Annotated in this window: 10 protein-coding genes; all 10 read right to left on the bottom strand. The window is 57.1% G+C overall.

The annotated features are described in order from the left end of the window. Positions 1–505 (bottom strand): bifunctional 5,10-methylenetetrahydrofolate dehydrogenase/5,10-methenyltetrahydrofolate cyclohydrolase (locus BG52_RS06645; protein WP_036585085.1); only part of this gene is annotated, 505 nt, incomplete at its 3' end. A 22-nt stretch (positions 506–527) separates the two neighbouring features. Continuing rightward, positions 528–983 carry a transcription antitermination factor NusB gene (gene nusB / locus BG52_RS06650; RefSeq protein ID WP_036585084.1) on the bottom strand — a complete coding sequence of 152 codons (456 nt, stop codon included), beginning with the start codon at positions 981–983 and terminating at the stop codon, positions 528–530. Between the two features lie 109 nt (positions 984–1,092). Beyond that, positions 1,093–1,323: a DUF2273 domain-containing protein gene (locus BG52_RS06655; RefSeq protein WP_036585083.1), complete on the bottom strand. Its 231-nt coding sequence runs from the start codon at positions 1,321–1,323 to the stop codon at positions 1,093–1,095. 15 nt (positions 1,324–1,338) lie between these two features. Further along, the gene (gene amaP, locus BG52_RS06660; protein WP_036585081.1) at positions 1,339–1,899 is read right to left on the bottom strand and encodes an alkaline shock response membrane anchor protein AmaP; all 561 of its coding nucleotides are present in this window, start codon (positions 1,897–1,899) and stop codon (positions 1,339–1,341) included. 118 nt (positions 1,900–2,017) lie between these two features. Continuing rightward, on the bottom strand, positions 2,018–2,431 hold the full coding sequence (locus BG52_RS06665; protein WP_036585079.1) for an Asp23/Gls24 family envelope stress response protein: 414 nt from the start codon (positions 2,429–2,431) through the stop codon (positions 2,018–2,020). 116 nt (positions 2,432–2,547) lie between these two features. Next, the gene (accC, locus tag BG52_RS06670; protein ID WP_036585077.1) at positions 2,548–3,933 is read right to left on the bottom strand and encodes an acetyl-CoA carboxylase biotin carboxylase subunit; all 1,386 of its coding nucleotides are present in this window, start codon (positions 3,931–3,933) and stop codon (positions 2,548–2,550) included. Positions 3,934–3,974: 41 nt separating this feature from the next. After that, positions 3,975–4,463, bottom strand: a complete 489-nt coding sequence (gene accB, locus BG52_RS06675) for an acetyl-CoA carboxylase biotin carboxyl carrier protein (protein WP_036585075.1) — start codon at positions 4,461–4,463, stop codon at positions 3,975–3,977. A gap of 168 nt (positions 4,464–4,631) precedes the next feature. Then, on the bottom strand, positions 4,632–5,327 hold the full coding sequence (locus tag BG52_RS06680; RefSeq protein WP_036585073.1) for a SpoIIIAH-like family protein: 696 nt from the start codon (positions 5,325–5,327) through the stop codon (positions 4,632–4,634). A 47-nt stretch (positions 5,328–5,374) separates the two neighbouring features. Next, a complete protein-coding gene (gene spoIIIAG / locus BG52_RS06685; protein WP_036585071.1) occupies positions 5,375–6,010 on the bottom strand; it encodes a stage III sporulation protein AG in 636 nt (211 codons plus the stop codon). 39 nt (positions 6,011–6,049) lie between these two features. Further along, a partial coding sequence (locus BG52_RS16000) for a hypothetical protein (protein WP_036666987.1) occupies positions 6,050–6,331 on the bottom strand: 282 nt, incomplete at its 5' end.

Genomic DNA, 6,331 nt, shown 5'->3' on the forward strand with positions numbered 1-6,331 from the left:
TATTGCTCCTGCCGATCACAACAGCATGCTTGCCCGCTATATCGATCCCCGTTCGCTTGATCAGCTCGATGCTGCCTGCCGGCGTGCACGGCAGCAGGCTGTCGTCGCCGATGACCAGGTTGCCCGTGCTGATGGGATGGAAGCCGTCCACATCCTTATCGACGCTGATCGCGTCGATGACCGCCTTCTCCTCGATATGCTTCGGCAGCGGCAGCTGCACGAGAATACCATGCACCGTCGATTGGGCGTTTAGCTTATCGATCAGGGCAAGTAACTCTTCCTGCTTCGTCTGCTCAGGCAGCCGATGCACTTCGGAATAAAAGCCCATCTGCCCGCACGCCTTCTCCTTGCTGCCGACATACACCCGGGATGCCGGATCGTCCCCGACGAGCACGACAGCAAGGCCCGGAATGACGCCTTTCGCCGCAAGAGCAGCAGTTTCTACGCGAATTTCTTCGCGAATTTCATCCGATATTTTTTTGCCTTCGATTAATTGTGCCGCCATATCTGTATCCCACTCCGTTCCTTTAATTCCGCGCTTTTTTGAGCTCGTCGAGCGCACCGATCACTTTGCCGAGCACGCCGTTGACGAATTTGCCCGACTCTTCGGTGCCGAAATGCTTCGCCAGCTCGATCGCCTCGTTGATCGCCGCTTTGGGCGGCACATCCTCGCGATACACGAGCTCATAGCAAGCGACCCGCAGAATTTGACGGTCGACGCGGGACAGTCTGTCCATCTGCCATCCGGTCAGGTAATGCTGCAGCATATCGTCGATCGCAACACGGCGCTCGTCCACGCCCGCCGTCAATTCAAAAGCATGCCTCGCCACGCGCTCAAGTCCGGAGGTATCCGCACCCAGCTCGCTTTCCTCCTGCTTGGCTTCCTCTACGATCATGGCGACCGCGCTTTCGGCGTCCACCTCGTTCATCTCCATCTGATACAAACTCTGAACCGCGATTTCGCGCGCTAATCTCCGCTTCATACGTCCTCCTGCACATTGCTGTGAAATATAGAATGAAAAAAACCTATGATCTCCTCCCTGCCCCGAACGGACTGCCGCCTCTGTCCGGCGTACGGAGGAAATCACAGGGTTATTTGAACCATCTCCAGCGCCCGTTCAACCATTCTGTCAAACGATCCCATGGAATAACCGGTCCGCTTCGCTCGTCTTTCATTCTTCCAACATAATAGCCGATCCAAACAAGCAAAGCAAAAAACAGCATGTCCCAAAATCCTGTAAAAATGTATATCAGCCCAAAAAACACCCCGGCCGCGACGCCTGCAATGCGGCCTCCGTGCGTCGTCAGGATCTCCCTCCACATCGGCGACGACCCTCCTTATTCCACACGACTTTTGAATGATTGGCTCTGGATAATGTTCGCAACAAACACCGAAACGCCGGAAACCGGAATGCCCGTAATCTCTTCGACATGCTCCTTCACCGATTTCTGGATGTCCTCCGTCAAGTCGGGAATCGAGGTTTCGCCGTCTACGACTGCGCGAAGCACGATATCGATGCCCGATTCGGCGATGCGGATACGGGCGCGCAGATCCTTCACCCCCCGCTGTCTCGAAGCGGCCTTCAATGCCAAATTCTCCACCGTCTCGATCGAGATGCGAATGTCGCCGTAATCGGTCCGCTGGTCGATGGAAGGCGCCGACGCGTTGCCTCTCCGCAGGGCGACATACAAAAACCGCAGGCTGATGAGCACCAGCACGACGGCCGCGCCAATGACGACCCCTTGCAAAAGCGTGTTGTTGCCGTACAGCTCTCCCACCCAGTTGAGCGCCGACCGTCTCGAAACGAGCCGACCGACGACGGACAAGACTGCGACGGATAGTGCGAAAACGCTAAGACTGTAAATGAAAAGCAGGAACCTGTCCATAATTTTGGCCAATTGCAGAACCTCCCCGATCTCTCTTCGGATGAAAACTGCGGGTGAAATGTAAAAAACCCCTGCGCCGAGCGGCAAGCCCGTCACGAGGGGGAAGCGAATCAACCCGTGCACGAACCGTTTACTTCACCCGGAGAAGCGTTTCTTCCTCCTCCGGCTTTTCGCCCGTCTTGAAGTGGACGTCGTGAATGTGAACGTTGACTTCTACGACCGTCAGGCCTGTCATCATTTCAATGGAACGCTTGACGTTCCGTTGAATTTCCGAGGCGATTTCGGGAATGCGGTTGCCGTATTCCACAATAATTGATACGTCGACCGCCGCTTCGCGCTGACCGACATCCACCTTCACGCCTTTGGATAAATTTTTGCGACCTAGCAGTTCGGCAATTCCTCCGGCAAATCCGCCGCTCATGCCGGCCACACCCGACACTTCCACCGTCGCCAGCCCGGCGATGACTTCGATCACTTCAGGTGCGATCTGAATACTTCCCATTTCCGTCCGCTCATAATCCACGGCCAATGTGTTCGTCTCCATACTACACCTCCCGTTCCATAACGAGTGCGGAAAATGCGGCCGCGTGTGCAGGCCGATGGCTTATCCGCAATCTTATTTCTATACTATAACATTACGCGGGAATTATGACAAACCGGCTAAATGTCGATAGACCCGCTTGCAGCGGGCGCTTGAGGCGCATTTACATCATGCTCTTCCAGGAATTTAATGTCAAAATCACCTTTGACGAACAACGGATGATTGAGCAGTTTCAGATGAAAAGGAATCGTCGTCTTGATGCCGTCGATCGCAAATTCGGACAATGCACGCTTCATGCGGGCAATCGCCTCCTCGCGGGTCGCCCCCCACACGATCAGCTTGGCGATCATTGAATCGTAATGCGGCGAAATAACATAGCCCGGATAGGCGCTGCTGTCTATGCGAACGCCCAGGCCGCCCGGCGGCAAATAAAACTGGATCTGACCGGGTGACGGCATGAAACCGCGCTCGGCGTCCTCCGCGTTGATCCGGCACTCGATCGCCCATCCGTCGATCACGAGATCCTCCTGCTTGATGGAAAGCGGATTGCCTTCGGCTACGGAAATCATTTCCTTGATCAGATCGACGCCAGTGATCATCTCGGTAACCGGATGCTCAACCTGAATACGCGTATTCATCTCCATAAAATAGAAGTTGCCGTCCGGACCGAGCAGAAACTCGAGGGTGCCCGCACCGGAATAATCGACGGCTTTGGCCGCACGCACCGCCGCCTGGCCCATCCGCTCGCGCAGACCTGGCGTCATGATCGGACAAGGCGCCTCCTCTACGAGCTTCTGACGGCGCCGCTGCACCGAGCAATCGCGCTCGAACAGGTGAACGGCATTGCCGTGCTTGTCGGCCATAATCTGAATTTCAACGTGCTTCATGCCCGTCAAGTATTTCTCCAAATAAACGCCGGCGTTGCCGAACGCTTTCTGGGCCTCCTGCTGGGCGGTTGTAATTTGTTGAATTAACGATTCCTCGTCCTCGGCGATCCGGATGCCCTTGCCGCCGCCGCCCGCCGTGGCCTTGATGATGATCGGGTAGCCAATCGACCTGGCGATCCGCAACGCCTCGTCCATATCCTCCACAAGACCGTCGGAGCCCGGAATGACCGGAACATCCGCGTCCTTCATCGTCCGCTTGGCGACCGACTTGTCGCCCATCTTGCTGATCGCTTGGGGCGAAGGCCCGATAAATGACATGTTGCACGACTCGACGATCTCCGCAAAATCGGCATTCTCCGCCAAAAACCCATAGCCGGGATGTATGGCGTCACAGCCCGTGAGCGTTGCGACGCTCATCAGGTTCGTTAAATTAAGGTAGCTATCCTTCGAAAGCGTCGGACCGATACAGTACGCTTCATCCGCCAGACGTACATGCAGCGAGTCGCGGTCGGCCTCAGAATAGACGGCGACCGATTGAATGCCGAGCTCCCGGCAGGTGCGTATAATCCGAACCGCGATCTCACCGCGGTTGGCGATCAGTATTTTATGAAATTTCAATCGTCTGACCCCTTTCAGCAATTCGGTAAGCGGTGGCCGGTTTATTCCGGCTTCACGAGGAACAGCGGCTGGCCGTATTCAACCAATTGGCCGCTATCCACGAGCACCTCGACGATCTCGCCGCGAACCTCCGCCTCAAGCTCGTTCATCAGCTTCATCGCCTCAAGGATGCAGACCACCGTCTTCTCGCCGACGCGGTCGCCGACTTTGACGTAAGGATCCGATTCCGGCGAAGGGGAACTATAGAAAGTTCCGACCATCGGCGATACGATCCGGTGAAGATTGTCCGAAACGGTCTGCGCTTCGGGCGCGGCCGGCGCAGCGGATCCCACAGCCGCCGCCTGCGTCTGGGCAGGCGATTGAGCAGGCGTATATGTATGGACGGCGGGAGCCGCGCTGACCGTCACGACCTCCGTTTTGCCGGGTTTGCGGATGAGCAGGCGGGCTCCCTCATTCTCAATTTCGAGCTCATGAACCGAGGTCGAATCGATGAGCTTGACCAGCTCCTTAATTTCGCTGAGCTTGAACATGGACGATTCACTCCTTAACATTTGTGACACGGAAACACACTGCTATTTTTTCACATAACGTTGCTATTATATCATAAAGCCTTCAGAACACGAACCCATTTTTTTCACGGCAAAAAACGGTCTCCGGCGCCCGTTAGCCGGGCGGCGGAGACTGTTTTCAAACGCAGCTTATGGCACGAATTGCACCGATACCCGGTCTGCGGAAACACCCATCGTTTTCATTACTTTATCGATAATATCCGCAGCTTGCGAACGCTCCAGCTTCGCGCTCTGCACGACGACCTTGTACGTGTCGTTTTCCTCCGCCACCACCGCCTTCGGGAACGAGGCGAGCAGTTGCTGCTCCAGATCGGTGATTTTACTTTTCTTCTCATCCAGACGGTCGATCTCGGCAACCGCGTCGGTCGTTTTCTTCGCGTCGTTCGAGGTGTCGGATACGATGCTGTACAACTCATCCATTCTCTTGTTGAACGCTTCCAATTGGCCCATCTGCAGCCGCGTTATCGTATCGCCTCCGATAGCCGTCGTTCCTTGCGAAGCGATCTGCTCCAGCACCTCCGCATCCGTGTTCGCCGTGTTACCGCCGCTCGCTTCACTATCGGCGGCACCGCCGTCAGCCGGATTCGCCTTCTTCTCAGCCATGCTGTCCGCCACCTCGTCGACCGTAATCTGATCCGCCGTTGGATCTGCGGCAGAGGCGCTTCCGGCATCCGGACCGACTGCCGACTCGTTCGGACCCTGGACCGTATCCGCATTGAGACTATTGCCCGAACCAATGTCTTCCGTGAACAGGTAATACGCGGATAAAACCACCATCAGGCTAAGCATGGATACCAGCCAAATCGTCTGTCTTTTCGTATTCATTGATACGTTCCTCCCCATGATATGATCTCAAAGCGTCTTCCGCCGCCTCAACCCTGCTTGCGGGGCACGACTGAGATGCGGTGCGGCGCGACGTTGACCCCTTTTTGAACCGCATCCGCAATGAGCATGCGCACCGTCGCGTTCTCCGCCCCTTTGGCCACCACCAGAATCCCGCGCACTCTTGGCTTGATTTTCTTTGTGATCACCGGCGTCTGATCGCCCGACAGCTCGTACAGGACGACCTGACCGCCTTCTGTCGCAGACGTGATGCGCCGGCGGCCGCCTTTGCCGTCATTTTCGTCGGTCATTTGCTCCGACCGCTCGCCGTTTTTCTCATATACGATCTCCTCGGTCGAGTCGATCGTGACGAGCACGTCCACCGTGCCGACGCCTACAATTTTCTCTAAAATTTCCTTCAACCGCAATTCCAGAGGCTGCTCGATCGTCTCGAACGGCGACTGTCCGTCCGGCTGACGGCCGGAGAACACCTCTTCCGCAGTAGGCGGAGGGCTGCCGGAGTTGTCGGACGGCGGCACCTCGCGAAGCGACAGGAACGAGTTAAGGATGAGCAGCCCGGCCCCCAGGCAGCCGATCAGCAGCAGCCACCGCAACGACTTGACCCGCTTCGGGCCTCCCCGGCCGCCGCCGACCGCTGATTCGAGTCCTTCCAGCCATTTTGCCAACCGCGTTCTCCCCCTTCCTCGTCACAACCCTGTTCCCGCTCATTCGGCAGCCATGCTCACGGCAATCCGCGCGGGCTCCACCCCCCACCGCTGCTGCACGATGGCGCGGATTTTTGCGGCAATCGCCGGATCGGCCTCGACCGACACCCGGTCCCTGCCATAACCGCCGGCACCGATCCCTCGCGCTTGCTCGTCCGGCCAATCGATCATCACGTCGATAGGCTCGATCGCCTCGATCGCTTCAACGCTGCCTGCTGCGGCTCCGCCGGAATCCCCTTCGGACTTACGGCCGGCGCTTCCGCCGTACCCACCGCCCCATCC

Source organism: Paenibacillus darwinianus (assembly GCF_000598065.1).
GTDB classification, from domain to species: domain Bacteria; phylum Bacillota; class Bacilli; order Paenibacillales; family Paenibacillaceae; genus Paenibacillus_I; species Paenibacillus_I darwinianus.

Excerpts from the sequence above, each read along its gene's own strand:
- nusB (WP_036585084.1), bottom strand. The coding sequence starts at position 983 with ATGAAGCGGAGATTAGCGCGCGAAATCGCGGTTCAGAGTTTGTATCAG.
- BG52_RS06655 (WP_036585083.1), bottom strand. The coding sequence starts at position 1,323 with ATGTGGAGGGAGATCCTGACGACGCACGGAGGCCGCATTGCAGGCGTC.
- BG52_RS06665 (WP_036585079.1), bottom strand. The coding sequence starts at position 2,431 with ATGGAGACGAACACATTGGCCGTGGATTATGAGCGGACGGAAATGGGA.
- accB (WP_036585075.1), bottom strand. The coding sequence starts at position 4,463 with ATGTTCAAGCTCAGCGAAATTAAGGAGCTGGTCAAGCTCATCGATTCG.
- BG52_RS06680 (WP_036585073.1), bottom strand. The coding sequence starts at position 5,327 with ATGAATACGAAAAGACAGACGATTTGGCTGGTATCCATGCTTAGCCTG.